Genomic DNA, 25,620 nt, shown 5'->3' with positions numbered 1-25,620 from the left:
CCGGTTCGGTCTCTACAGGGGGAAGCAGGCAGGTAACCGGGCGTTCGGCAATACATAGTGAATCGCCACCAGTTCTCTAGACACTTTCCAGTTGTTTTTCGTGATGCTGTTCGTAGTCTACAGGTGACAGCAGGCTGTTCGAGCCATGCCGGCGTCTGACGTTGTAGAACATCTCGATATAGTCAAAGATATCGGCCCGGGCATCCTGCCGGGTCGGATATATCTTGCGCTTCACGCGCTCGCGTTTCAGAAGCTGGAAGAAGCTTTCAGCGACTGCGTTGTCATGGCAGTTGCCGCGTCTGCTCATACTGCCCTCAAGGCCGTTTGCGCGTAGAAACGCGCTCCAGTCATAGCTTGTGTATTGACTGCCCTGGTCCGAATGAACAAGTACCTTGCTCACCGGCTTGCGACGCCACACCGACATCAACAAGGCATCTAGAACCAGATCGCTCGTGATCCGTGATTGCATCGACCAGCCAATCACCCGGCGCGAGAATAAGTCGATGACCACGGCCAGGTACAACCAGCCTTCGTGGGTCCGAATATGGGTGATGTCGGTCGCCCATCGCTCGTTCGGCGCAGCCGGATTAAACTGTCTCTGCAGGACATTAGGCGTCACATCATGCGCTTTTCCAGCCTTATGCCGTGGCTTGCGATATCCAACCTGCGCCCTGATTCCAGCGTCTTTCATGAGACGGTGGACACGGTTGGGGCCGCAACACTCGCCTATTTCATGCAAATCACGATGGATCTTCCGATAGCCATACACAGCACCGGACTCGAGCCAGAACTGCTTGATCAGGCCAGAGAGCCGCTTGTCCTCACAACGGCGAGTCGATTGCGGCTGTCGACGCCACGCATAGAAACCGCTGGGGTGAACGTTAAGCAAAGAACACAGATGCCGCACCGGCAACTGGTGGCGATGGGATTGAATAAAAGCGTACTTCACTCGGATTGGCTCGCGAAGTACGCCGCGGCTTTTTTTAGAATGTCACGCTCCTCCGTGACACGCTTAAGCTCTTTTTGTAGCCGACGAATCTCGGCCTGATCATCAGCCTCCACTCGATGTTGCTCAGCAGCCGGCCCGTACTTCTTCACCCAGGCATACAGACTGTGCGTCGTCACGCCCAGCCGACTGGCCACGTCCGCCACGCTGTAGCCGCGATCAGTAATCTGGCGAACAGCTTCTCTCTTGAATTCTTCGGGGTAACGCTTGTTGCTCATAAACACCTCTCTGATAGCCATTTTCTATGGCTGAAAGGTGTCTAGCAAACTGGTGGCGATTCATAGAGGCACTCGTTACCTGAGCATCAAGCGATATAGCCTTTAATTCTGTGTGTGCTTGACCCCCAGTATGTTTCGCTACAAGCCTACGACATATTTTTAAAACTAAGTGTGATCATCGTCACGTCCTCTTGGCTGCTCGGCTACTAACCAACCCTTTTGATTGGTAACATGTTTAGGCTTGGCATTCATTGATTAAGTTATGCGTGTCTCTCTGCGTTCGGTTAGTGACGTTGTGAGGCTCATCTTGGATGAGATATGGCACTTGGCGTCATCATGTGCCGGTGATCATGGCGATGCAGTGGATCAAAACAAGTGTGGTGCAAGACCAATTCCGCTTCTGAGAACCCAGTGTGCGTATAGTGAAAGCCCTTAGACATAGTTCCATTGAAGAGTTTATAAAGTACGACCACAATAGCGCAAAATGGCCGTTGACAATGATCGGCGGTGTTGTGGCACGAGTTCTTGGTGTGCGGCGTAGTTACGCTCGTCAGCTCTCTATCGTAAGTGCCATGTTCCGGGTTGGATGGCGCGGTAGCAGCGCGCTTGCCGTTGCGACAGTGGATCGCTTGTATTTGAGTGATTCCAAGGCAGGAGAAAACATAACGGAGGCAGCTCTTGCCGACCTCGGGCCATGCGAACGCACTTCAAAGTTCTTCAATGACCCCAAGCTGATGCTCGACGGCATCGTTACTGTGCTACGCAACCCTGGAGATGCGTCCAAAGGCGTAATCATCATTAACTACAATGCATATTTTTTGCCCTTCCTGAAATTTTATGATGTCGAAAAAATACTGGAACGCTTTCACCTCATTCTTGAGCCAAGCTGGGCAGGGCTTTGTGAGGCGGACATTTTGGCTTTTACCCAATTTAAAGCGCCGATTTTGGTTCAAGCGTACGAGCCACGTGATTTTGCGTTTATTGAGCAGCTAAGGAGTAATCTAATTCCTGTAGATGTTGGCCCTAGTTGGTTTATCAATCATGACATGTTTCATAGTCCTGAGGCTGGTGTTCATCGGCCCATAGATTTGATTATGGTGGCTGGATGGGCAAGATTCAAAAGACATCAAGCTTTCTTTACGGCGATTGCTCCTCTAGTAAAGCAAGATCCGAACTTCAGAATCGCCCTCGTGGGCTATCCAGTAGATCTCACCAAAGAAGATATTCAGCAGATGGCAGCTGATGCTGGGGTGCAGCAAGTCGTCGAGTTCTATGAATGGGTTACACCAACCGAGGTCGCGGATTTGTTGCGGCAGTCGAAAGCTAGCGTTCTTTGGTCAAAATTCGAAGGTAACAATCGAGCTATCATTGAAAGCATGCTTTGCGACACGCCCGTTGTGATGCGAGAAGGGCATAACTACGGCGTTAAGTACGATTTCGTCAACGAGCACACTGGCCAGTTCGCTTCGGAAAACGACCTATGTGACGTAGTAAGTGGCTTGATAGAGAGGCAACCAACCATGCGTTGTCGAAACTATATTATGGAGCATCGTTCTGCAGAGGCCGCTACGGAGCGGCTTGCAGAAGCGATAGATGCAATTGAGTTACTTCATCCGCAGCATCGGGAGTCACCTTCGCCATCGCCTTTAGCAGTGAAAGTAAATGAGTTGCATGGTATGAGTTACTTTCGACAGAGCGGCGTTGATTTTAAAGAAAGTTACACTTGGCTTGGCAGTCACGTCCTCAAGTAGGTCAATGTCGGCAATGAGGGATTGATAGCACCGTATTTCTGACCCGAAGCTGCCAGTATGAGTTTTTTGTCATGTGCCACGTGATGTAGCTCGACAACGCGCTTCGACTTTCCTGGCTTCAGCAACTAGAACGCGACCTTTGGCTTCGCATTGCGTTTCAGTTTACGAACAAAAGCTGTTTGAGTTTGAGTTTGAGTTTGAGTTTGAGTTTGGTGTGACGGAGCCACTCCTTGCGGAACTTTGTGATTGAACTAAATTTTGGGATTGAGGTTCAGAGAGCACTTATCAGAGCCAGTTATGCAGATATTTATCCATGCGGGAACTTACAAAACGGGAAGCTCAGCATTACAGTCTGAATCGCCACCAGTTTGCTAGACACCTTTCAGCCATAGAAAATGGCTATCAGAGAGGTGTTTATGAGCAACAAGCGTTACCCCGAAGAATTCAAGAGAGAAGCTGTTCGCCAGATTACTGATCGCGGCTACAGCGTGGCGGACGTGGCCAGTCGGCTGGGCGTGACGACGCACAGTCTGTATGCCTGGGTGAAGAAGTACGGGCCGGCTGCTGAGCAACATCGAGTGGAGGCTGATGATCAGGCCGAGATTCGTCGGCTACAAAAAGAGCTTAAGCGTGTCACGGAGGAGCGTGACATTCTAAAAAAAGCCGCGGCGTACTTCGCGAGCCAATCCGAGTGAAGTACGCTTTTATTCAATCCCATCGCCACCAGTTGCCGGTGCGGCATCTGTGTTCTTTGCTTAACGTTCACCCCAGCGGTTTCTATGCGTGGCGTCGACAGCCGCAATCGACTCGCCGTTGTGAGGACAAGCGGCTCTCTGGCCTGATCAAGCAGTTCTGGCTCGAGTCCGGTGCTGTGTATGGCTATCGGAAGATCCATCGTGATTTGCATGAAATAGGCGAGTGTTGCGGCCCCAACCGTGTCCACCGTCTCATGAAAGACGCTGGAATCAGGGCGCAGGTTGGATATCGCAAGCCACGGCATAAGGCTGGAAAAGCGCATGATGTGACGCCTAATGTCCTGCAGAGACAGTTTAATCCGGCTGCGCCGAACGAGCGATGGGCGACCGACATCACCCATATTCGGACCCACGAAGGCTGGTTGTACCTGGCCGTGGTCATCGACTTATTCTCGCGCCGGGTGATTGGCTGGTCGATGCAATCACGGATCACGAGCGATCTGGTTCTAGATGCCTTGTTGATGTCGGTGTGGCGTCGCAAGCCGGTGAGCAAGGTACTTGTTCATTCGGACCAGGGCAGTCAATACACAAGCTATGACTGGAGCGCGTTTCTACGCGCAAACGGCCTTGAGGGCAGTATGAGCAGACGCGGCAACTGCCATGACAACGCAGTCGCTGAAAGCTTCTTCCAGCTTCTGAAACGCGAGCGCGTGAAGCGCAAGATATATCCGACCCGGCAGGATGCCCGGGCCGATATCTTTGACTATATCGAGATGTTCTACAACGTCAGACGCCGGCATGGCTCGAACAGCCTGCTGTCACCTGTAGACTACGAACAGCATCACGAAAAACAACTGGAAAGTGTCTAGAGAACTGGTGGCGATTCACTGAACCTTTTGATCCAGTCGTAAAGACTCTTGTTCGAGATACCCAGCCGCTGGCTGACATCGAGCACTGTGTAGCCGTGCACGACGACCTGGTTTACGGCTTCTTGCTTGAACTCATCCGTGTATCGAATCCCTTTAGACATTGTTTACCTCTTGTGATCATCTATGATTTTTACCACAAAAAGTGTCGGGGATTCTCAGGCCGTATCAGTTGATGTGCCGAAAAGTGAGGTAGCAGAGCATGAGTATAACTACGAGGCCCGCAGATATCATCAGGAAGACTTTTGCCTGAAGGGGTCTTGCAGTGTTGCTAGGCTCAAATTGCAAATCTAACCTCCAATTCCAAAGTCACTGACGCGATCTCCGCTCAATTTGTATGTTGATATCGCTTGTAGCTCGCCACGCCAATAAGCAGTTCTCATAATAATTCGGCGGTGACAGTCGCTGTCGTGCAGGCTGCCTTCTATCGATGGGCTTGTCCGTTCGTTGTGCATCGACCTTCCCACGCTTCTTGGTTGCCCCGGTGGTATTAGCTGCGAGTGCTATCGGGAAAATGCCCGCCCATCAGTACGTTTCGTGAGGCGGTGAACACCGGGCAGCTGTTCCAGATAAAAGGTCCCTAAGTAAAGGTGTGAGGTCGGTCGGAATTCGTGGAGTCCATCGGATCGTTTATCTTTACGATCTGGAGGACAACGATGGAAAGAATCCCCAAGGCATCTTACACGCCGGAGTTCCGGGCTGAGGCCGTGAAGCTGGTTGAGTCGACCGGCATGTCGGTGGCGAAGGCGGCAGAGCGGCTGTCGATCCCCAAGAGCAGTCTCAGTAACTGGGTGCGTGCAGCCCGGGCAGGAAAGCTGAAGCAGGTGGGTGAGCATCAGCGCGCACCCACAGAGCTTGAGATGGAGCTGGCCCGTGCCCGGCGTGAGCTCGCTGAGGTCAAGCAGGAGCGCGATCTGCTAAAAAAGTTTGCGGCGTACTTCGCGAAGGAATCCCGGTGAGGTACGCGCAGATTCACCGGCTACGGCACGAGCACTCTGTCGCCGCGATGTGCCGTCTGCTGGACGTATCCGAGAGCGGCTACTACGCCTGGCGCAAGCGGCCGCCGTCACCACGGTCGAAGGCGAACGCGCGTTTGACGCTGGAGATCAAGGCGGCTCACGAGCGCACGCGCAGGACGTATGGTCCCGAGCGACTTCAGTCCGATCTTGCCGACAACGGTATTCGTGTCGGCGTACACCGCATCAAGCGTATTCGCCGCGAGCAGGGCCTTCGCTGCAAGCAGAAGCGGCGGTTCCGTGTGACCACGGACTCGAAGCACAGGCTGCCTGTGGCGCCGAACCGGCTTGCCAGACAGTTCTCCGTCGATGTGCCGAACAAGGTGTGGCTGACGGATCTCACCTACGTCGACACCGCCGAGGGCTGGCTGTACCTGGCAGGCATCAAAGACCTGTTCAACGGGGAGCTTGTCGGATACGCGATGTCGGAACGGATGACGGTTAACCTGACGGAGACGGCACTGCGCCGTGCGATCGATGTCAGGCAACCAGGTCCTGGGCTTCTTCATCATTCCGATCGCGGCAGTCAGTACTGTGCGAGGAGCTATCAGCAGCTGCTACGGCAGCACCAGATGCTGTCGTCCATGAGCCGCAAAGGAAACTGTTGGGACAACGCGCCGATGGAGAGCGTTTGGGGAATCCTGAAGTCGGAGCTCATTCACCATGAACGCTTTGAGACGCGTGCGCAGGCGAGAGCAGCGATCCGGGAGTATATTGAGATCTTCTACAACCGGACTCGGAAACAAGCGCGCCTCGGTTACCTATCCCCGGTACAGTACGCTACGCAGCACCGCCACAGTCAGGTGGCATATTGAGCCGGTGGACTCTACGAAAACCGACCGACCCCAGTGTTCTACCTAGCTATTCGCGAAGCCCAAAAACAATGTTGTGCATACCCCTAGTTAAAGTAGAAGCTAAGTCGTTTTATTTCTCAATGCGAAGATCTCGTCGCAGCTTACGTTTGATCGTGGCTGTTAAATAGGTTCCTGTAGGGCAAAGCTTAGCTGGCTTCTCGACCTATAACCCTGTTGACTACTCTTAGGGTTGAGTCTCCGTCGACATATTTATGAAAGTGTTTTAACGAATGTTCATACTTTTCGGTGTTAACAACTGATTCAGGGGAGGCTAATGCGAGTCTTAGCGCTTTCTCCAACATAGGGAAATCTAAACACAAGGGTGTTGGAAAAACCTCTGATAAATCGTATTGGCAGCCTCTTCCTTGCGTATACCGATCAAAATCGAAGGCAAAGCTAAACACAGGACGTTTGGTCAACATGAAGTCAATTGCGATACTGGAGTAATCAGAGACCAGTACTTCGGTCTCTCTGAGCAGCAATGTCGGGTCGACAATATCATTGAATAAAATCACGTCTAATCCACCAAACGCGTCAAGCACAGCCCTCTCTTCTCTTAGGTGGGTTCTCACTCCAATCACCGCATTGTTATCTTGGGCAATACTCGACAACAGCATCAGCTCTGCTTTGCTAAACTCGTAAAAGCTAGATTTGTCCTCCCAACCTTCCCAGTCAGCTCGAAAAGTAGGTGCAAATAGAATTAGCTTCCGACCATTGATCCTGTTCCTAATTTTCTGCAACTCATCCTCTGCGTCTGCCCAGAGTGCCGTTTCATCTCTAAACAAAAGGTCATTGCGCGGCAAGCCAGTGATCCACGTGTTCTCTTCATTTGCGTAGTTGAAGCTCTGAATCATCACCTTCTTGTCTCGATCCGAAGAACTGACAATGGCGCTTAGCGGATCACAACCTGTCACAGAATCGGGTGCTGCCTGGACGCCAATTTTTTTCATTGTGATGCCGTGCCAGACGTTAAGCATGAGCCTGCTTCGGTGAGCAATTTCAAAACCGATGTCTTGAGTCATGCAGTGACGCACAAAAACTACGCCTGATCGCATTAAGAAAAAGACCCCACGGAGAGAGTGTAGTTTCACCACAACAACATCGCTGCGGTCGAGTCCCTCTGGCTTTACATCGCGGTATAGCACGACTTTTGTCAGTGAGTTGTCGTGTCGGACTTCCTCAAAAATCGCTCGAGCATTGTCAAACAATCTGCCACTTAGGTAGCACACTGGAAAAGCCCACACTCTCTTAGATTTGGGCATGCAGAGGTCGATGACATAGATGCTTTTCTTTAGCCAATGTTTAGCGTTTTGTCTAATCATTTGATAACGGGTCCGACGAGCGCGCTTGCTGTCTTCTCAATGCTAATATTCAAAGGTATTGCTCCTATTATTTTTCGTAAGATACGCATTCAATGAGGGCACATCTAACTACTATGACCCAGTTCTCATTTTATCAAACAAAATTGAGTGCGATTTGCTCGGCAACCGTTTCTGATTAACACTAGATATGACATACCCCGTAGTTCGGTCAGGCAAAAGATGTCCTGCAAGTAATGCACGCTGAAACACGAACGCAACGCCTTGGCTATTGGAGGTGTTTGGTGAGCCGAAACTGAGAAAAACGGGTGTTGACGTCAATCGAATTGTCCGCGCAGCGGTCATCTGGCGCCAGCGTGTTGGGTTTGCCTATTGAAAAGGTGCGTCGAATTTCACTAGGTGGATGGTTATGGAGCCCTTAACTCGCTGACTGCCAAAACTTGGGTCGCCCCAGCCCCGTGCCAGTGATGTACAGAGTTTTTTATAAGGAGATTCACGCAAATGATTACAGTGCTTACTTGCGGCACGTTTGACCTTTTTCACGTAGGACACCTTAGATTGTTGAAACGCGCTCTGGCGTTAGGAGATCGACTAGTGGTTGGAGTGTCTAGTGACCGACTAAACTTTGAAAAAAAAAATAAACACGCGGTGTATTCGCTTAACGACAGAATTGAGATTATTCGATCAATTCGCTGCGTAACGGACGTCTTTGTAGAGGACCGTATGGAAGACAAACGTGCCTACATTAAAGAGCATAAAGCTGACATCTTTGTGATTGGCGACGACTGGGCGGGGAAGTTTGATCACCTTACAGATCTCTGCGACGTACATTACTTGACGAGAACACCATCGGTTTCAACGACCGAAATAGTCGAAGTTATTCGCTCGACCGAGGGCAAATAGGGTTCCTCGCTCATTGGTCGCCAAGACCAAGGCATAATGTTGATTGGTGACTAGCTGCATGCGCGCCAAAATAAACCAGCCTCGAGCGACTACTTTAGTTCTGCTTTGTTTACATTTATGACTTGCCCGGTCACGTTTGAAAGAAGGGTTGCGAGTGTGGCTTTAGCGACAACACTCGCATCCATCAAAGAGTTAGGGTCCTCATGCCCAAAATTCTCAACCCGCATAGGGGTGGCCGTTCTCTCTGGATTGATTGCGTTAACTGATACGCTGTCTTTTGCGAGTTCCTCTGCTGTGGCTTGAACTAAGTTCACTATTGCTGCTTTTATTGAGGAGTAAGAGGCGTAAAGTGCTCTGCCACGGGTGTATGAGCTGGAGGTAAACAAGACTAGGCTGCCTTTAGACTTTGAAAGATAGGGGGCACCAAACTTAACAGCGTAAAGAGATCCGAAATAGTTAACGTCGATCTCCGCTTTAAGGTCAGTCACCGACCGATCTACTAGCTTGCCAATTTGCAGGACTGCAGCCGTACATACTATGTAGTCAATTCTTCCTGAGTCCGCGAAAACATCAGCAAAGGCTTTATCAAGCGCCTGGGGATCGGCTATGTCAACGCCGTCAGACCTTGACAGTGAGTATGTTTTCACCCCGTGCTCGGCAGCGCAGTCACGGATACTTTCTCCAATTCCTCTGCTGCCACCAATCACTATCATGACCTTGCCACTCAACTTTGATAGGTCTTGTTGCGGTATGGATATAGATCGCATCTGAAAGAATTTGTCGGCGATAAATATATCTTCAGGGTATGTGATCTTAATGTTGTCACTTGTCCCGTGCACTAGCACCACTGGTGCTAGCTTATACTTGACAACTATGCCGCAGTCATCCGTGAAGTCGGTGTCGTGATTCTCCTTCATTGTAGCGTGCGCGCGACGAAGCAGCCCTACTCGAAATGCTTGTGGGGTGAGCCCGCGGCGCAGTCTAGATCTATCAGGTATCTTCGAGATCACCACACCATCATGAGTTTCCACTATCGTATCTGCGCATTGTGTTACAACATCAACTGCATCATTCAATCTAACAGCCGAAATGCAATCGGAGATTGTTTGTGACGAAACCAGCGGACGTACAGCATCATGAAGGAGTACGTAGTCGTTATCATTATTGATAGCGCCTATCGCGGCGGCAGAGCTGTCCTGCCTGGTCGCCCCCCCAATTACGATTTTCGAGACCTTTGTGAAAGCATTCCTCAAAAGTAGCTCTTCAACATAATTCCGGAAGTCCTCGGCCACAACTATTATTACTTCGTCGATGCCATCGTGGTCATCGAACACACTTATTGTATGTTCCAGAATGGTTCGACCTGCCAGCTTCACGTACTGTTTTGGAATGTCGCCAAGAAAGCGAGTGCCGGTACCGCCGGATAAAATAGCCGCATACACTTTTGTCACGATTATCCTCTGTTTTATAGTCTGAATAGATATAAATGCTTTTTAATGTCGTGTTTCTTTCGACATGATATAACGGTTACTTGAAGACTCTGACTGTGAGTTTAGCGGATTTCGAGTCACGTTTTACTAGTTATGATTGCAGCCAGCTTGGACGTGACATGAGAGGCCCGTCCCAGACTAGATTTTGCTAGTCCAATGCAAATTACGCTTGCTTAGGTTTTATCTAGCAGTTTGCACACTTCGTCGCAAAACACGGTGCTGGCAAACCCATCGTTTGACAGATACCTGCGTGCAAGTTTACTCCGCTGGGCCCTCCGAGGATCCTCTTGAATAGCGATTCTTATTAAGTCATCGGTACAGATTTCAGTTAATGGATAGGTGGCTTCTCGAAGGTCGTAGAGAATGTCCGTTGCCTTGCATTCGACGTAGACAGTCTCATTTCCGTCAAAAACGATCGGAATGTCGAAAGCAAGTGCCTCGAAAAGTAGAGAACTTATATCGCCTATGACTAGCTTTGACTCCAGCAAAACTTCAAAGCTTGAGGAGAAGTCGGTATCAGTGATCATTTTCATGAAGGGGGTATCTGAAAAGCTAATGAGCTTTGGTAGCTTTCCTCTAGCTATGTCACGCGCAAGCAACGGGTGCAGACTGACAATCACTTCGTGTCCTTCTAGCTCAGATAGCAAAGTGAGTACGCTGTTGTAGTCGGAAATTAGAGTTTCATCGATGTTCCAAGAAGGCGCGTACAGCAGGTACTTCCTTTCTTCAGGTTTAGGCTTGACGTCCAGCACTGGCAGGCCGATTTCTCTGAGTCTTAGGCCGGGCATGTCTGTCGATAGTTTCTGGTAAAAGTATTTGCAAGGGCAGTAAACGTAATCAAAGCCGCCAAGCATTTCACTGTAAAGATGATTAATTTTTGGGCCGATACCATGCCCAAAATAAACAGATTTCCCTGCCAAATATTTTGGAACTTCAATGAGCTCGCTGGAAATAAGAAGGTTTATAGCAAGGGGTTTTTTCCACGTGTACGCGCTACCCACGATGCATCTGATGTTTGGGAATTGCGATGTGTCAAACTGCTGTGAACAGATGATGGTGATTCTAGCTTTCCGGAGAAGGCTGAGAGACTTTACTACCGGGGCTAAGTGAATGAGGTGGTAGTCCTGGTCACTGTAAAAGACTATGTTTTCTTTGAGCCCCAATATCGCTCTTAAACGTATGAGCACGAGGTCGATAAGCCAATTAAGCCACGAGAGAAAGTTTTTGAAATGTTCTTTAGCCATAGATTTTTTTGTCGGCAGTTTTATCGTTCTGTTGCTTTGCAAAAACGTAATTCAAAAATGCGACTGTTCTAGATTGTTAAATGAGCAATGGTTTTTTATCTTTTGCGGTTTTTTTGAAACCGACCTTGGCGCTGAGGCACGTCGTTTAGCAATCACTTCAACTTGAGTATGCGAAGCGGTTTGTCTTGATAATATGCCATAGAGCGGTTTATGAGACAGCGTAAAGAGCCTTAAAGGAACACATTTGATATCAAAAAAGTTAAGTTGTAATTATTCACGATAGCAGGGGCGATGGGGATGCATTCCTAATGCAGCGGATCGACTTAGCCGCGCTGCAGTCATTTGACCTGTAACCTTGCCGCAGGGCTCTCCCTAATGTAACTACGTGCAAGTTCATTGGCCTCAGGCAGATCTTCGGCAAATAGATTTAAAAGAGGGCTTGCGTTCGACAGGCGAGAGGTATGCGTAAGATCTCCGGCCAGCGATTTCAGTGCATTGACGTGATATTGCAAAAAGTCTGAAGGGGTTGCTGGCGATGACCTAACTAAGTGATTGAGCTTGCTTAGGCCAAACTGATCGAGCAGAGCTTGCGTTATCGGCTTTCCCCGTCCGCCGGATTTTGTGTTTGAGTGGTTCTCCGTGGTGTCTACGACCCACGCTATGGGGTTATCTGTTAGTGATCGCCCCTTAAGTCCGTTGTTACGTAAAAATGGTAGCCGACAACTATGATCGCCGAGTATCAGCGAAAGAATTGCCGCGTTGGTTTTTAGTTCATTTGGGTGGATGCTGGGTCCCTCCTCACCATAACGATGAAGTGATGTTAGGTGGGATAGCAGTGAGAATTTGAAGGCAAATGTGCTCCCGCAATACCTATGTAATCCGTATCGTTTTTGATAGGTCAAGTTTTGGTGATTGATTAGCGTGCCGGAACTGACGAACAGGAAGTCGGTTTCCATAGAGGCACGACTGAATACATTTTTAACCATGGTCTTGGAAACCCAATCGTCTGCATCCAAGATAAATATCCATTCGGGTTTAAATTTTTTGCAATGAAGCAGCGCGTGAAGGATTTTGATGCCTTTGTCGAGCATTACATCTTCTAAAGTGATTCTCCCCTGGTCGCATTTAGGCGGCGCAGGAAGATTAACTTTGACAAAATCAACTCCAGGGAAACGGTCAGTGTCCTCTGGCGCTGCGTTGCAAGAGACAACAAGCCGAGATGGTGTGCCACGTGAGGCATTTTCAACGGATGTGGCAGTTAGGCTAAGCAAATTGAGAACCGCTTTGTAATCATTGCTTGCGTCAGGGTGTATGAGCGGAGCTATAAAGCACACGTTGTTGATTTTCTCAGACATATGGGCGCTCATAGATACCTAAATGAGTGTATTTTGTTGTTGAGATACAAGTCGTGTTGGCTAGTACTGTTTCTTTGCCGGATCAATGGAGACACGCTAAGACCTGAAATCGAAGTCATTTAGTTTATCTTTGACTCCCGCGGAAAACTCGACGAATTGAGCCGATAACAACTTGGGTGATCGTGTTCTTAAGAAGGCCTACTGAGGGATCTTTTTTTATGGATAGCCCCACAAGCACCAGTGCTAACGCGAAAGTGATCCAGAAGGCACAAGAAAGACCAATAAATGGTAGCAAGCCGTCGGCTATTTTCACGGGGAAGGTTTGAGCTAGCCAGGTAACTGTACTAAACGCGATTGCCGTCGGTAATAAAGGTGACGTAATGAGGAGCAAGTCGTAAAATCTAAATGCATGAAACATGCTATTGCATATAGTAAGTAGAACTAATGTCGAGAGTGTTGAAACAAGTAGTTGTAACTTCGCATAGTCTTCCGGCAGCTGACCTCGGTACGACACTGCTACTAGTACGGTGAGCGCAAAAGCTGCCGATAAAATTCCAAATCTAGAAACTACACTTATACCGCCTTTTGATATAAGAATATTCGAGACTATTGTTTGCACAATTGCCGGAAAAATCCCCAAGCTTAAGATTCCTAAGGTTGCTGAATGCTCGGTCCATTTACTGCCTAATAATAAGAGAGTGATGTCATTGCTAAACATCAGAATCCATGCACTGATTGGTATTAACGCCACTCCGGCGGCCAGAAGTGTGGCGTTTACATGATGGGGCTTGAGGCCTTCCGGCCCTCTGTTGGCCTGTGAAAACGTGGATAGCAAAGGGTCTAGTGCAGGCTGCATGACTTGAACGCTCAAGATCGACGCGATATTCCTGAACATGGAGTAAATTCCCAAGCTCTCGATCGAGAATGTTTTTGTAGCGATAATCGTGTCAGCTTCTGCTCGGCTAAAGCCTACGATCCCGTTTATCAGCATCCATTTAGAAAAGTCAAATTGCTTTCTTGCGCCTGCGAGACAGAGCTTTGGTCTGTAAGTTGAGTATCGATAACTAAGTATGGATGGCAACATGTAAGAGACCATTGTGCCTACTATTAGTGCCCAATATGAGCGTAAGCTAAAAGCGAGAAATATCGTTACTGTTGTAGCGACGATTTTGGAAAGAAGCTGAACTAAAAAGCTTGGACGGTAGTTTAAGTCGCGAATATAGAGCCACATACCAGGTGTCCCAAGAGCAGAAAGTGGGAACACCGCAGCCAGAGCATACAGAGGAAACCGCACCTCGGGTTTATCCAAATACGATAAAAGGTAAGGCGCTAAGAGTATGAGGGCGACAAACATCAGTGATTTAGTTAGAAGGTTGATTGTCCATGCGGTGTTTAAGTCATCATCGGAAACATGACTCAGCATTACGATGTATTGCTGCGACCCAAGGGCAACGATTGAGTTGAGGAAAAAGGCGATAAGCGTGCAAGTGGCGACCACACCAAAGTCTGCCGGCGTAAGTAAGCGGGCCAGGATCAGCATGGAAAAAATCCCCATGGCTCGGTGAAGCACTTTGCTCAGAAGCTGGATGACTGAGCTCTTCACGGTGTCTAGCGCCAAGCTGCTGTCGTTATCTTGTTCCAATGGAGGCCTATACTTGGGCTTTGGCTGATGGATATGGAGTCATGGTGGCTCTTTGCTTGCTGCGACGAGCTTCTAGTTTCTTTCGTTGACTGAAAACCAATCTATGGCAGCTTAAACTGATAGTGATGTTCGATGTTAGTGAGCTACGTGCTCTGTTCTGCAGAAAACCGGGTCGTTTTCTCCGCCTGATTTCCGCCAAAATACTCATCGGACCACAGCTGAAAAATCAACAGAGGCCATAATATATTCGACATATCGTTTCTACCTGATTGGTGCATGTCCCACATTTTTTGAATGTGGCTTAATGAAAAAATGTTTTGTAGCGCTCCATCCGCACGGAACAGCTCATTGCTTGCAAGATTCTTTAGCTCATTTCTAAGCCATACGTCGACCGGTGGTGAGAAACCCATTTTCTTTCTGTTTCTTATTGAAGCGGGAATCACTGGCTCAAATGCTTTTTTGAGAATGTACTTTTTTGTACCCGAGCGGTATTTAAGTTGGGTCTTCAGTCGAGCTGCAAATTCAATCAATTCGAAATCGAGCAAGGGAGCCCTGACTTCCAACGAGTTGGCCATGCTCATACGGTCTACTTTTACGAGTATGTCACCCGGCAGATAGGTCTTCATGTCGGTATATAGTGCGCAAGTCATTGGATCATCACTTTGACACTTGGCAAACATCTCAAGCGACCGATGGCTTGGGTGATAGCCCTGAAGTTGTGCTTTTGTTTCAGTCGTCGCAAGGTCTTGCCATTGCCTGTCAGTAATTTGCGAGTTTGTCATATAAAAACCAAGTGCCGGGTCGGCGCTCAGTGCGCGGGCGAGTGTAGCGAGGCGCCTTAGAGGTCTGAATGTGACGTGCTCAAGCGCCCGAGTCACTAGCGGTGCGAGCTTGTTCCGAATAAACGCAGGAACGAGACTACGCCACAGGTTCTCAATTGCATATGTATGATACTTCTCGTAGCCGGCAAAGACTTCGTCACCGCCGTCGCCGGCCAGTGCAACAGTCACTTTTTGCCGGGCTAGTTTGCAGACGTAGTAAGTAGGTACCAAGGATGGATCTGCAAACGGTTCATCAAAGTAGCTCACAATTTCGCGCAGCGAGTTTACGACGTTCTCACCCACCTTAAACTCATGGTGATCACAGTTGTACTGATCAGCTACAATCTGCGCGAAGCTGGTTTCATCAAACTCCTCTTCGTGAAAGCCAATGGTGCACGTTGTGATTGGCTTGTCACTCAGCTTGGCCATAGTGGCTACGATGCCGCCAGAGTCGACCCCGCCGGACAGAAACGCGCCCAGGGGCACATCCGAGGTCATCCTAAGTTTGGTGCTCCGCGTGATCTGTTCCCGCAGTTTGGCGACCGCCGTAGTTTCGTCTATGTCTTGTGCGTCAAAGCTAATATCCCAGTACTGCCGAACTTCGATGCCCTTGCTGTCTATCTTGGCGTAGTGCCCCGGTTCAAGCTTAAACACGTCCTCAAAGATCGTCTTGGGATCGGGCACGTACTGGTAGGCAAAAAAATCGTACACTGCGTCTAAACGAATCTTTTTCTCGATCAGGTCGGCTGCCATCAGCGCTTTAAGCTCAGAAGCAAAAACAACGTCCCTGCCTCGTGAGCCGTAGTAAAGCGGTTTTTTACCTACCCGGTCTCTAGCCAGGAACAATGAGCTTTCCGCTTTGTCCCACAGAGCAATCGCAAACATGCCATTAAGGTGCTCAAGGCAATCTTCGCCATAGGTCGCGTAAGCGGCCAGTATTACCTCGGTATCTGTTTTTGTTTGAAAGTTATAGCCAGTCGCTGTCAGGTTCTGGCGTAGTTCAAGAAAGTTGTAAATCTCGCCATTAAAGATGACCACATAACGCCCGCAGGCAGAATGCATTGGCTGGTTGCCAGCTTCCGACAAATCAATGATGGCAAGGCGACGATGATGTAGCCCCACCCGCTCATCCAGATAGCTGCCATCGGCATCTGGCCCTCGGTGGCGAATAGCTTCGCCCATCGTGGCGAGCGTATTTTCATCGCCAACCCGATCATGAAAACGTGTAAATCCAGCGATTCCGCACATAGCTATAAGCTTATGTAAGGGCGCACAGTCGCGCCCAGTGTTGTAGCGATAGATACCGGCAAATGGCGCCAGATTTTCTCTACAACGCGTCGCGCCTTCCCGCTGCCGATTGTTGTCACTGAGTTCGCTGGCAGCGTATGTGTTGTTTCATTCAAGACCGTCGTCCAATTTAGCGGTTCGGGAATCGCCCCCCATTGTTTTTTAAATCGAAACGTACCTTCTCCCATGGTCGAGCGCCCAAAGTCAAAGGACGTTGCGCCACTATCGGCAGCTTCTGCCAGTAGCGTCCAATACAGCAGCATATTTGGAGACAAGGAATTGAACTCCTTCAGTGTAGATGCCCAGGGGATGGCAACCTTGGCGCCCGCTCGAAGAACAATGCCTGCACCTACGGGACTGCCCTCCAGTCGAACGATACCAATAGAACATGAACTACCGTATGACTTTGCTATCGATTCAAACCACTGCTTGCTGTGGGCCGGAGAGCCAAGATTCCGCATGTTTTGTGCATATACGGCAAAGAACTCGCTCACCCGCTCCACATTACTTCCTGTGTCCGCCGTGAGCCCGTTTTTTTCAGACTTCCGTATTTGGCTGCGTAGTTTACTCTTAAATCCAGCTTCTAGCTCACTCGCAGAGTTGGGCAAAGCCAACACCATTCGGACCTTACAACCCTCGGGTGGATGATAGGCTCCCGACTGCGATTCTTTTGCTGGCTGGTCCAACGTGTCACGAATCTCATGGGACGCGGCCTCACTATCATCTGTGGCGGCAAGCAACAACTGTCTGATAGTTTCGTTGTCCGCGAGGGGTTCACCTCGGTCGCAGTAGGGGAGCGAACAATACCGGCCCGCGCCAAAAAAACCGGGCACCCTCGCAGCCGGGAATATGCCGCGAATGCGTTTATCCGCGCAGTTTTCAGCAATCAAATATCGTGTTTCAAGTCCATAAGAGATGCTCATCGCGGTTCGCCAGGCATATAGGTGATACGGAGTACTTACAGATGAGTGCTCAACGTAGGCGTCCCAGGCGGGTTGGTCAGCATCAGTTGCTTCTCGCAGGATGAGATTTGAGTGATCAACAAAATCGGCACTCCCATTACGGCTTTTGCCTATTCCACCCGTCATGATTTAGCCTCGGCTGCATCAGTATGAAATAGGCCTTGCTCACGACTACGGCTTGCGGAGAAGTTACTCCGCCACATCATAAACGGCTTCTCAATCACCCGATACAATATCTCGGCCGCTAGAAGGGTCAGAACGAAGGCCATGCCCAGGTATAGCGGAAATGACAGATCTGCGTCGATTCTTTTCACTACGGCTAGGGCATCAACGTGCAACAGGTACATGGCATAGGAGCGAGTGGATATGTGAAGGATCGCAGCACCAACGAAGCTGTTAGTCTGCCAGTCGCGACTGCCTGCCCACAGTACCCAGCTACCAAACACCACCGCCAAAAGTAAGGGGGAGGGGCTGGCAATGCCCGGCAAGTCTACATACCTATCAACAATAAAGCTGACATAGAGGCCTGACGAGAGAATGAGTAGAGGATACGCACCTTGCGCCAAACGGTCATAAATCTCCTTTCGGTTAACACTAAGATAGGCCAATAGGATCCCCATAACACAGCAATCCATACGCACATGTGTCTCGTGCATCGAGTCGTAGAAACCCAAACTACGAAATATCGTAGGTAAAAGTAGCAGTATTACGATAGCCGGCAGCCTCGCACGAACAGAGCGGGCCATGAGGACTGCGACAAATGGCGCGATAAATAGATAAAACTGCTCTTCGACGCAAAGCGACCAGCTCACAAAAAACACGCTGAGATTCCCAGTGTAATTCTGCAAGAAGAGTAAATGTTGCCACGGCATACGAAAGTCTGTTTTTGTAAGAAACAGTTGGACTAGCGTGAGTGAAAGCACAGCGTAATAGGCCGGTAGCGTTCTCATCCACCTCCGTAGCCAGAATCGCGTGATGTCTACGTCACCAAACTTATGCTGCTCCTTGAATAGCTGTGTACCGATTAGCCAGCCGGACAACACAAAGAACAGGTCTACACCGGTGCCACCAAACTGAAGCGGAGCTAAAGCGGAGGGCGATCCGAAACTACTCACCGTATGCCCGAGCAACACGGTGAGTATGGCAAAGGCGCGAAGCAGATCTAATCCGAGGTTTCGAGACATGGCTGCTTGATATTGGCCTCGTGTGTTAATGCTCTTAGTCAATTTAGGTTTTGTCCGATGTCACCATGTAAACAGATACTCTCGTAAAACGCGCTATATCCATGCTGCATGATTGAAGCGTGAAATCGAGCTTCAAAATCCTGGCGCGCGGCCTCTCGCATCGTTTGACGCTTATCTGTTGAGTTGATGAGTGTGAGACACGCGGCCGAAAAGGCTTCCTCATCATTACTTGCAACAACCAATCCCGTTTTGCCATCGAGAATGACTTCGGGATTTCCGCCTACGTTAGTAACGACGCAGGGCTTACCCAGGCTCAGTGCTTCAAGCAGGGTCATTGATGTTCCCTCACTGAAGGACGATAAAAGATAGATATCCATAGCGTCGAGCCAGGTCGCGGGACGCTCAACATAGCCGGGCATAATCACTCGTTCGCTGATTTGTAACTCAGCACAGAGACGGTTAATAGCATCCCGGGTTTCGCCGTCGCCTACTAAAAGCATCCAACTGTTCGGTTGCTTGTCCAATATGCGTCGGAACGCTCGGAGCATCATGTCGTGGTTTTTGATTGGATCCAGGCGAGCTATGCTGCCAAGGACGGGCGCGTCTAAGGGTATGCCGAGTTTTTCTCTTAAGGCCTGTGCGGCTTTCCCGTCTGCCTCGAGTCCGTGGATGCCGTTGTAGACCACTTCAATGGCGCCTTCATTCACATACTCGTACTTTGCCAATGCTTGTTTGGTTGCCTGACTGATGGCGGTTATTTGGTTTGTCATTTTTTGGAGTAGGGGGTTGATAAACCGTCTTTTGGGGCTTGCCGCATCTGGGTAAAAGCGACCGTGTTCCGTAAATATAACTTTGACACCTGTACCTAATGCGGCCAGCGCACCATAGACCCAAGGGGTGTACTGATGGCAGTGAACGATGTCAGTTTTGCACTCACGCAAAGTCTTACGCAGTGTTTTTATCACCCCCAGATCCAGTCCGTCCCGTCGATTCACGGAGCTGATAGTTATGCCGTCGCTGCGGAGACGCTCACCCCAGGGGCCCAGTGGCTCTTCAATGCAAAAGATACTGTGACTGAACACATTACTGTCAGATCCAGTGACCAAGTTGAGGATTACTTGCTCCGTACCTCCTATACGCATGTCGTAAGTAACGTGAAGAACACGCAGCGCCCGCTGTGAATTCACGCGCAGAGTCCGTTGCTTGAACCCGCACGTTGCGATAACAAAGTCGCCGCCTCACTGATCGTACAATGCTGCAAGGCGGCGCGCAGATTAGCGTGCGCGAGCGTTGCTTCAATGTTCTTTGTGATTAATTCAAAAGCATTTGTGGTGTTCAGCATCCCGGCACCACTATCCAGCAAACTGGATGAATGCAAAAACATGTGCAGCATCGGCGAACCATTGCCTATCACCGCATCAACGAGGGCATTCATGTCCGTGACGCTCGCTGCCTCCGGGCTGAGATAAACCTTCCGCAAAAGTCGCGTGTGCCAGAGTGCACCTACGAGGTGGGCAGGTCTCAATGCTTTGGTTGAAGCAATGTTGTGTACGGCCCGGGCTTTATCTTGATTGCGCCAATTGAAACCGACTGTGACCGGCAGCTCCAATATATTGCGTTGGGCACCAGGCTCTGTCGGCGAGGCATAGTCCGGCCAATAAGGTGAGAGCGGGGTCTGGTCACAGTCATACCATTCGGTCTGATGGCAAGGGTACATGCTGGAGTCTATTCTGATGCCGCGACTCTCAAGAAGCTGGAGTAGCGGCCCATTCGTTCCCCAGCGACCAGATCTAAAAGCGACCGGTAAAACCCCGAAAGCCCTGCGCAAACAGTCCAGCAGCGCGTCTAGTTTGGCTGCAGTCTGTTCGTGGGTAAGGTTAACGACATGAGAGGAATACTCGTCTGGATCGCCATAATCAGGTGGTGTGGTCCAGGGGTTCAGTCGCGCGCCAATTTCACACTCCCCCCGATCATGGAACGGCGCGATTGTTGCTACCACAACAGGGCTGCTCGCTGCGGCATAATCGAAGAAGTAAGTGGGCCGTATCCCTGCTCGTGCACAAAAAACCTGAAATTCCTGAAGATAGTGCGTGTTCAGCATCGACGCCTTACGCCTGGCCAGAGGTGCTGACCAATCCCACTCTTCTTCGGTATCCACCGAAAGGACGAACTTGATATCAGGGCGCACGCTCAGCATGTCTTGCTCTTCTCTACGAGAGTAAGGAAAAGCTGCTGATACTCTTGTGCCATCCGGGATGCCGAGTATTCCCTGGTAACGTACTCGAGTGCACTTGCCGCGAGTTGCTCCGCATACACGCGATCATCAAGCAACTGCCGCCATAGATCGGTAAGAGCATCGCGCGCTCCAAGCGGCGCAAGTAACCCTGTCTCCTTATTTCTGATCAATTGATCAATGCCCGGTATATCGTAGGCTGCTACCGGAATGCCCATGGCACAGGCCTCCATCAAGCAGCGCGGGATGCCTTCAAGGGTTGATGTCATTACGAATAAATCAAAGCTGTGAAGAAGCTCTAGTCGGTCGTGCCTAAACCCCAAAAAATGAATGTCATCCCGTGCAGCCAAGCTGTAGCTGTAGGCCTCTAGTTCAACGCGGGCGTCCCCGTCGCCCAACAACACAAGTTCTATGTCATCACGCTCTTTGCGTAGCGTATTAAAAATATCGAGTATATCGTGCACGTTTTTACGACTAATGAGCTGACCGACAAAGCCAATACGCTTCTTCTTAGTGGCAGGCGCAGGACGTCCTCGCTCCGCCTCTACTTCGCTAAGATCCACGCCATTTTGTATGTAGATGGTGCGATCTACGGGTACACCGGCAAAACGACAGTCAGCAACCAATTGTCTTGATAGAGGAACTACGCGGTCTGCGCGCGCCATGGCTTTGCAACCGGCCCAAATGAACAGGCGTAGCTTCAGATCTGAGGAGTTTTCAAAGCCATGCGGCGTTGTTACACAGGCGATGCCCGCGCGACGAGCTGCCATTAAACCCAGAATATCCGACTTGTAACCGTGGGTGTGGATGATATGAATATCGTTGGCGCGAATGATGTCGACCAGCCTGCCAACGACGGAAATGTCAAAGCGGTGCGCCATCGGCACCTCAAACGTCTCGCCCAGCGCTTGCTTTTTGTACTCCTTTACCAGCTCCAGATCCTTGGAGTTCTCCTCAAGCGTTGTTGCCAAATGACAGCGGACCTCGTCCTTGGGCAGGTTTCGAGCGAGTGCAAGTATCCAGCGCTCTGCTCCATAAAAACCTGTAGGGCAGATAAACTGCAGAACGTTAATGCTCGAGTCCGCTGTGGCCGAAGAGCTCATACTGCTGGTGGTTCCCCATTAATGGTCGTGGAGGTTGTTGCCCATGGTCTTAAACACTCCCAGAATCGTTCCCCAGGTTCGGGCAGGGAAATAATAGCCGTAAAACGCAGCGATGTGCCCAAGTGCGATGCGCCGGTCTGCTAAAACATAGAGCCGCGTCACATAAGCGCTGAATGGTAGTAGTGCCAGCAGGAATGCGCACAGCGCTAAAGCCCATTGAGCGGTTAACAACATAGCAACTGCGGTTAGGGTAAGAAGTGTGATCCAAGGGGGAATGAAAAAGCTCGGCCATTCGTTTATGCGGATGTGGCGTCCGGCCATGGACTGCAAATTCGACTGCCCCCGCCAGATTTCTTTACTAAACATTTCGCCGAGTGCTTTATCTTCCCCGAGATGGATGTAGCTCGCCTGGCCGCTGTACCAAAGCCTGCCATGCTCACTGACCTTATCGGTAAAGTAGTAGTCTTCACAGGTCATCAGGTGTTCGGGAAAGCCGCCAACAGCTTCATATATGGTCCGTCTCAGCAGTAGGTTCCTGCCCGGTAAAAAATCGACAGAAGAATCAACGCTCGCATTGCTGAGGGCTGTGCGTATTCGCTCGAGCGGAGGTGCACGTTCATCGTTGACCTGCATGGCGCTTATCAGGGCGATATCCTCTCGCCCCTCCAGCATGGGCAAAAGCTGCTCCAGCCAGTTCGGGGATAGCGCTATATCGGCATCGAGAAAGGCCAGATGCGTGCTCGTCACAGCGGCAACGCCTTGATTACGTAAGGCAGAAATGGTCAGCTCTGGCGCTGCGTAGATGATTCTCAGGTCGAGCTCACCTGCATACGCGGTGGTTTGTGGCAGTAGCGTTTTGTTCTGCGTGATTACCACGACATCTTTGGCAACGGAGCTGGTTTGCGCGGCAACGGACGCCAGAGTTTTCTGCAAGAAAGCCTCACGTCCTTTATGCGGTACAACAAAGCTGACGTGGTAATCACTCATTTTTCGTGAGCCCGCTTAGTTCGCGCGGGCAGGATTTTACGCAGCGCGGCGACTTCTCGAGAAGGCCGAAAGCTCCGGATCGCACGCATTAACAAAGCGGCGAAATTACGGGCCTGATCAAGCTTACCCACGATTCTCGGCTGTGGATAGCTTCCTCGATCGGCCATAGGCGAACAAGCTTTTGCCAATGGGAGGCTGGGGTTGTCGTTTTGCATAAGGAGCGCAAGAATTCTCGTGTATTGCCGACTGGGATCAGTGCTTAGCGCGTCGGTGATGTAGTCGACGAATTCACTGGCTTTTAAGCGTACGATTTTGAGTTGTCCGGACTCCAGTATGCTGCCCAGAACAGGACATTCGCCTTGCGCAGATCCTGAGCGGTCCAGGTGTGGTTGGGAAACTCCAGACGCTCTGGTTTGGTGAGGTAGGGAGCCTCATTCTCTACCATCCAGTCGGCGTAATGGAGTAAACAATCTCGTGCATAGAAAAAGTCATCATCCAGCTCTCCAAGATCTTTTTTCAGCGTTAGGTATCGGCATAATGCTTGCAGAAGCACCACGTAAAACCAATGCTCCTCGATGTTTGTCAGCGCTCGCGCTTCAAGGTCTTCTGTTGGGTGAATCGTATGCTGAATGATATGGGCGAGTTGAGCGAGCGTTGCCGGGGACTGATCCAACACGTAGCAATCCATCAACGCGTTTAGATAATTGGCGATGCCTCGATCCAAGGGGTAGCGTCCAGTGAGATGGTTTTTTAGGTCAGGCCTATTGCGGTTCTTGAGGGCCAGAGCTAGGTCAACAAAGGTGTCTGATCCTTCGTAGACTTTGCTGATCCAGTTTTTGAGTTCATAAAGCGCGTCTCTAGACGCCGTGTTTCCAGTCAGTAGGTAATGATGGAGAAGCCCCGACGTGTAGCAGTGTTGACCCCCGGGACCGCCGCCCCCAGCGTGCCCCTCGTAGGCATCTTTTGGCTGACGACGAGAATACGACCTGTGCGACGAAGTTTCAGCCGGTTGATAGTGATCGGTATGCCAGAATAGCCCGTGGTTGTATTCGGGTCGATCAGCATCCGTATGGTAGATATCAATATCTACGGTGTGCCTTGCCAGATCATCAGCAAGTACCAGCCACCGCTGCTCGCCGCTACGTAAAAACTGACGTAGAAACCCGAAAAGTGGGTCGTACTGATTGTTGTAGTGAGAGACAAACAGTGTTCCGCCATCGTGTCCCTCCGTCTCGTGGTCTGCCCACAAGTCACCAAAGTTTCGCCAACCGTATTCATCTATGGCTTCACGCTTGGCAAAAAAGTTGTTTTCTCCGTTGAGTCCTTGATCAATAAGACTTTGAACTCTTTCATCAGTGGCGGCTGAATTTCCGAGCTCCGGTAGTGCGCAAGCTTCGACGTAGACGGGCTCCAGCGTTATTACAGGCTGAGGAAAGGGCGTCGGTGCCTCATGCAGAGACTCTGGCGTTACGCTATCTGCAAAATGAAACGAACAGCGATGCGTGCAGCGCTCTCCGGCCTGCAGTTCGTGGGGCGTTCCTGTAAGCGGCAGAAAATCAACATTAACGCCGCCACTATCCACCGAGAGCTGGCTTGGAAAGCGTTGCCAAAAGTCTTCAAGACGGACACTTACCCTCCGAGCGCCACGAACAATACTGACGCTGGGGTCGGCTCGCGGTCCTCGCAGCTTCCGATCATCGATCTCTGCGACAAAGCCCGGTTCCGTAAGGGTTACATCCCCGTGCTGGTTCTGATGTACCGGACTGTCCCAGTTTTTACCTCCACTGGCCATCTGTATAAGCACCGCGCGGCGATCAAACGGCACTGGCGCGTGCTCTGGGGTGATCTGTATTTCTCCAGACTTGGCTGCGCTTTTACTGTCATCCCAGCGCCAGCCCAGACTCAGATTGTCAAAAAACAACGAGTGCGCATCCCCGAGATCCCACAGCCCGTCTGGATGCTCTGCGGCTGCGGGGTTATGTATTGTCAGACTGATGTCTATCCGATCACCGTTTGAGGCAACTTGCATCGCGCAGCGAAAGGCCATTCTTTTGCCACCGCCAAGCTCGAAACAGCCATACAGGTTAACGTCGACGGACAAGGCGCGGTCGCTGGCCATCAGCGTGCAGTAATCGTATTCTTCGACCTGAGCCTTTACTACTGTGCCTTTGTAACCAAGGCAAATTTGACCGGTAAATTCAGGGTCCTCTGAATCAAACAGTCCGAGAACCTGGGTATCGACAGTGAGCGTTCTTTGCCCCGTTTTTATCCGTAAATTCGTTTCGTTATCGTGGATCAGTGAGTCGCCGACGCTCAGGCTTTCTTGAGCCGAATCCACGTTGATCCCCAGTTTCAGTGGCTTTCCTTTTTTGAGGCTGACCTGTCCTCTAATCAAGCACCATTTAATGCTGCTATCTGGCCAAAGTGCGCTGACACCGATCGACGCAGGGATAACATTGCGATCCTCATCGACTAAGGTGATCTTACGACGATTGAAACAGCGACCCTGAGGCAGAGGTGCACCAAAGGTCACGGGTGCCTGCTCTACGGCGAGGCCATCGCGTTCGACGATCGTGACTACAGGGAACAGCACATTGCGTCTTAAATCTAATGCTGACATCCAC

18 protein-coding genes and 1 pseudogene are annotated in these 25,620 nt (G+C 50.3%); 4 read left to right on the top strand and 15 right to left on the bottom strand.

Annotation, left to right across the window (positions count from 1 at the left end; genetic code table 11):
- Positions 1-76: 76 nt before the first annotated feature.
- Positions 77-1,224 (bottom strand): IS3-like element ISGpr2 family transposase gene (locus tag KT71_RS15585; protein WP_169729146.1). Its coding sequence is split into 2 segments (ribosomal slippage): positions 77-987 and positions 987-1,224, totalling 1,149 coding nucleotides; the frame shifts between segments, so codons are not numbered across the junction.
- A 422-nt stretch (positions 1,225-1,646) separates the two neighbouring features.
- Between KT71_RS15585 and KT71_RS15575 the strand changes: the two genes are divergently transcribed.
- On the top strand, positions 1,647-2,975 hold the full coding sequence (locus KT71_RS15575; RefSeq protein WP_152025256.1) for a glycosyltransferase: 1,329 nt from the start codon (positions 1,647-1,649) through the stop codon (positions 2,973-2,975).
- A 416-nt stretch (positions 2,976-3,391) separates the two neighbouring features.
- A protein-coding gene (locus KT71_RS15565; protein ID WP_169729146.1) for an IS3-like element ISGpr2 family transposase occupies positions 3,392-4,539 on the top strand; the annotation gives its coding sequence in 2 pieces (ribosomal slippage) (positions 3,392-3,629 and positions 3,629-4,539; 1,149 coding nt in all).
- Positions 4,540-4,565: 26 nt separating this feature from the next.
- Here the strand turns inward: KT71_RS15565 and KT71_RS15560 are convergent.
- A pseudogene (locus KT71_RS15560) lies at positions 4,566-4,700 on the bottom strand (transposase); the annotation flags it as partial.
- A gap of 552 nt (positions 4,701-5,252) precedes the next feature.
- Here KT71_RS15560 and KT71_RS15550 point away from each other — a divergent pair.
- A protein-coding gene (locus KT71_RS15550; RefSeq protein WP_152025221.1) for an IS3 family transposase occupies positions 5,253-6,427 on the top strand; the annotation gives its coding sequence in 2 pieces (ribosomal slippage) (positions 5,253-5,523 and positions 5,523-6,427; 1,176 coding nt in all).
- A 185-nt stretch (positions 6,428-6,612) separates the two neighbouring features.
- On the opposite strand, the gene KT71_RS15545 is transcribed toward KT71_RS15550, so the two are convergent.
- Positions 6,613-7,788, bottom strand: a complete 1,176-nt coding sequence (locus KT71_RS15545) for a CDP-glycerol--poly(glycerophosphate) glycerophosphotransferase (protein ID WP_008294403.1) — start codon at positions 7,786-7,788, stop codon at positions 6,613-6,615.
- A 498-nt stretch (positions 7,789-8,286) separates the two neighbouring features.
- Here KT71_RS15545 and KT71_RS15540 point away from each other — a divergent pair, with 498 nt between their 5' ends.
- Positions 8,287-8,688 (top strand): FAD synthase family protein, encoded by a 402-nt coding sequence (locus KT71_RS15540; protein ID WP_008294404.1) that lies wholly within the window; start codon positions 8,287-8,289, stop codon positions 8,686-8,688.
- An 89-nt stretch (positions 8,689-8,777) separates the two neighbouring features.
- Here KT71_RS15540 and ispD read toward each other — a convergent pair whose 3' ends face one another.
- From ispD to KT71_RS15480, 12 genes are all read right to left on the bottom strand, one after another.
- Complete coding sequence (ispD, locus tag KT71_RS15535) at positions 8,778-10,139, bottom strand: 2-C-methyl-D-erythritol 4-phosphate cytidylyltransferase (RefSeq protein WP_008294405.1); 1,362 nt, start codon at positions 10,137-10,139, stop codon at positions 8,778-8,780.
- Between the two features lie 212 nt (positions 10,140-10,351).
- Entirely contained in the window at positions 10,352-11,422 is a 1,071-nt protein-coding gene (locus KT71_RS15530; protein WP_008294406.1) for a CDP-glycerol glycerophosphotransferase family protein, read from the bottom strand.
- A 338-nt stretch (positions 11,423-11,760) separates the two neighbouring features.
- The gene (locus KT71_RS15525; protein ID WP_040362412.1) at positions 11,761-12,777 is read right to left on the bottom strand and encodes a hypothetical protein; all 1,017 of its coding nucleotides are present in this window, start codon (positions 12,775-12,777) and stop codon (positions 11,761-11,763) included.
- A gap of 124 nt (positions 12,778-12,901) precedes the next feature.
- A complete protein-coding gene (locus KT71_RS15520; protein ID WP_008294407.1) occupies positions 12,902-14,419 on the bottom strand; it encodes an oligosaccharide flippase family protein in 1,518 nt (505 codons plus the stop codon).
- A gap of 143 nt (positions 14,420-14,562) precedes the next feature.
- Positions 14,563-16,488, bottom strand: coding sequence for an asparagine synthase (glutamine-hydrolyzing) (gene asnB, locus KT71_RS15515; RefSeq protein ID WP_023660168.1), 1,926 nt, complete (start codon positions 16,486-16,488; stop codon positions 14,563-14,565).
- Between the two features lie 2 nt (positions 16,489-16,490).
- Positions 16,491-17,450 carry a GNAT family N-acetyltransferase gene (locus KT71_RS15510; protein WP_051403820.1) on the bottom strand — a complete coding sequence of 320 codons (960 nt, stop codon included), beginning with the start codon at positions 17,448-17,450 and terminating at the stop codon, positions 16,491-16,493.
- 161 nt (positions 17,451-17,611) lie between these two features.
- Positions 17,612-18,715, bottom strand: a complete 1,104-nt coding sequence (locus KT71_RS15505; protein ID WP_008294410.1) for an acyltransferase family protein — start codon at positions 18,713-18,715, stop codon at positions 17,612-17,614.
- Positions 18,712-19,815 (bottom strand): glycosyltransferase, encoded by a 1,104-nt coding sequence (locus KT71_RS15500; RefSeq protein WP_238549523.1) that lies wholly within the window; start codon positions 19,813-19,815, stop codon positions 18,712-18,714. The genes KT71_RS15505 and KT71_RS15500 overlap by 4 nt, the downstream gene beginning before the upstream one ends.
- Positions 19,816-19,856: 41 nt before the next feature.
- Positions 19,857-20,870, bottom strand: coding sequence for a polysaccharide deacetylase family protein (locus KT71_RS15495; protein WP_008294412.1), 1,014 nt, complete (start codon positions 20,868-20,870; stop codon positions 19,857-19,859).
- Positions 20,864-22,009: a glycosyltransferase family 4 protein gene (locus tag KT71_RS15490; protein ID WP_008294413.1), complete on the bottom strand. Its 1,146-nt coding sequence runs from the start codon at positions 22,007-22,009 to the stop codon at positions 20,864-20,866. The genes KT71_RS15495 and KT71_RS15490 overlap by 7 nt, the downstream gene beginning before the upstream one ends.
- Before the next feature lie 18 nt (positions 22,010-22,027).
- Positions 22,028-22,996 (bottom strand): glycosyltransferase family 2 protein, encoded by a 969-nt coding sequence (locus KT71_RS15485; protein ID WP_023660166.1) that lies wholly within the window; start codon positions 22,994-22,996, stop codon positions 22,028-22,030.
- A gap of 298 nt (positions 22,997-23,294) precedes the next feature.
- Complete coding sequence (locus tag KT71_RS15480; RefSeq protein WP_023660165.1) at positions 23,295-25,616, bottom strand: RIFT barrel domain-containing protein; 2,322 nt, start codon at positions 25,614-25,616, stop codon at positions 23,295-23,297.
- Between the last annotated feature and the right edge of the window lie 4 nt (positions 25,617-25,620).

Origin of the sequence: Congregibacter litoralis KT71 (genome assembly GCF_000153125.2) — a bacterium.
In the GTDB taxonomy this organism is placed as follows: Bacteria; Pseudomonadota; Gammaproteobacteria; order Pseudomonadales; family Halieaceae; genus Congregibacter; species Congregibacter litoralis.
Note: the sequence above shows the minus strand (reverse complement) of the source record. Positions and strands in the feature narration are given on the sequence as shown.

Coding starts and splice junctions, on each gene's coding strand:
- KT71_RS15545 (WP_008294403.1), bottom strand. CDS start 7,788: ATGATTAGACAAAACGCTAAACATTGGCTAAAGAAAAGCATCTATGTC.
- KT71_RS15540 (WP_008294404.1), top strand. CDS start 8,287: ATGATTACAGTGCTTACTTGCGGCACGTTTGACCTTTTTCACGTAGGA.
- KT71_RS15530 (WP_008294406.1), bottom strand. CDS start 11,422: ATGGCTAAAGAACATTTCAAAAACTTTCTCTCGTGGCTTAATTGGCTT.
- KT71_RS15525 (WP_040362412.1), bottom strand. CDS start 12,777: ATGTCTGAGAAAATCAACAACGTGTGCTTTATAGCTCCGCTCATACAC.
- asnB (WP_023660168.1), bottom strand. CDS start 16,488: ATGTGCGGAATCGCTGGATTTACACGTTTTCATGATCGGGTTGGCGAT.
- KT71_RS15510 (WP_051403820.1), bottom strand. CDS start 17,450: ATGAGCATCTCTTATGGACTTGAAACACGATATTTGATTGCTGAAAAC.
- KT71_RS15500 (WP_238549523.1), bottom strand. CDS start 19,815: ATGCGTATAGGAGGTACGGAGCAAGTAATCCTCAACTTGGTCACTGGA.
- KT71_RS15495 (WP_008294412.1), bottom strand. CDS start 20,870: ATGCTGAGCGTGCGCCCTGATATCAAGTTCGTCCTTTCGGTGGATACC.
- KT71_RS15490 (WP_008294413.1), bottom strand. CDS start 22,009: ATGAGCTCTTCGGCCACAGCGGACTCGAGCATTAACGTTCTGCAGTTT.
- KT71_RS15485 (WP_023660166.1), bottom strand. CDS start 22,996: ATGAGTGATTACCACGTCAGCTTTGTTGTACCGCATAAAGGACGTGAG.
- KT71_RS15480 (WP_023660165.1), bottom strand. CDS start 25,616: ATGTCAGCATTAGATTTAAGACGCAATGTGCTGTTCCCTGTAGTCACG.